Source organism: Micromonospora sp. MP36, assembly GCF_008119785.1.
Classification (GTDB): domain Bacteria; phylum Actinomycetota; class Actinomycetes; order Mycobacteriales; family Micromonosporaceae; genus Micromonospora.
In genome coordinates this window covers 1-1,207 of record NZ_VSFA01000260.1, presented here as the reverse complement: position 1 = coordinate 1,207, position 1,207 = coordinate 1, and the positions used below count along the sequence as shown (strand labels likewise).

1 protein-coding gene is annotated in these 1,207 nt (G+C 70.3%); it reads left to right on the top strand.

Translation table 11 applies throughout. The annotated features are described in order from the left end of the window. Positions 1-1,183, top strand: a 1,183-nt coding sequence (locus FXF52_RS41055) for a YncE family protein (protein ID WP_148805025.1), incomplete at its 5' end; no start/stop codon positions are given. Positions 1,184-1,207 lie beyond the last annotated feature (24 nt).

Sequence of the window (1,207 nt, the reverse complement as noted above, 5' to 3'; positions counted from 1 at the left end):
AATGTCCCGCAGGTCGTTGCTGGCTGCCGTCCCGGTCCTGTTCCTGTCGGCCGGGCTGCTGGCCTGCACCGACCGGGCACCCACCCGGGAGGCGCTGACCAGCCCGTCCGCGGGCGCCTCGGCCGGCGGGTCGGTCGGGCCGCTGCTGCCGGGCATGCCGAGCTACCCGGCGGCCGGCAACGTCTACGCCGCCGCCGGGCCCGACCAGGTCGCGGCGCCGGTGCGCGGCGACCGGCCGCTGGTCTACGTGCCGAACACCAAGAGCAACGACGTCTGGGTGATCGACCCGGCGACCTACAAGGTGGTGCAGAAGTTCCCCGGCGGGCCGGAGCCGCAGCACGTGGTGCCCTCCTACGACCTGCGCACGCTCTACGTGGCGTCCAGCCAGATCCCCAACGGTGGGCTGGTGCCGGTCGACGCCCGGACCGGCAAGCCGGGCCAGTTCCGCAAGCTCGAGGACGTCTACAACCTCTACTTCACCCCCGACGGCAAACAGGCCATCGTGGTCGCCGAGGCGTACCAGCGGCTGGACTTCTACGACGTGCACACCTGGCAGCGGGTGCGCTCGGTCCGGTTCCCCGAATGCGGCGGCATCAACCACATGGACTACACCGCCGACGGCAGGACCATGCTGTTCAGTTGCGAGTTCGCCAACCGGATGCTGGTCCTAGACACCGCCAGCCTGCGCAAGCTGCGCGACTTCCGGCTCACCGAGACCTCCGACGGGATGCCCCAGGACACCCGGCTCACCCCCGACGGGCAGCACTTCCTGGTCGCCGACATGCACGCCCACGGCGTGTACGTCTTCGACGGCCAGGCCACCCGGCAGACCGGGTTCATCCGTACCGGCCGGGGCGCCCACGGCATCTACTTCAGCCGCGACGCCCGGCTGGCGTACGTCACCAACCGGGACGAGGGCAGCGTGACCGTCCTCGACCTACCCAGCCTGAAACCCAGGACAACCTGGCGGATCCCCGGCGGCGGAAGCCCCGACATGGGCGGACTCTCCGCCGACGGCAAGCAACTCTGGCTCTCCGGGCGCTACCACGACGAGGTGTACGTGCTGAACACGGACAACGGCAAACTGCTGGCCCGGATCCCGGTCGGCCGAGGCCCGCACGGCCTGACGGTCTGGCCACAACCCGGCCGCTACTCCCTCGGCCACACCGGCAACATCCGATAACCACACTCACACCGGCCGATACTC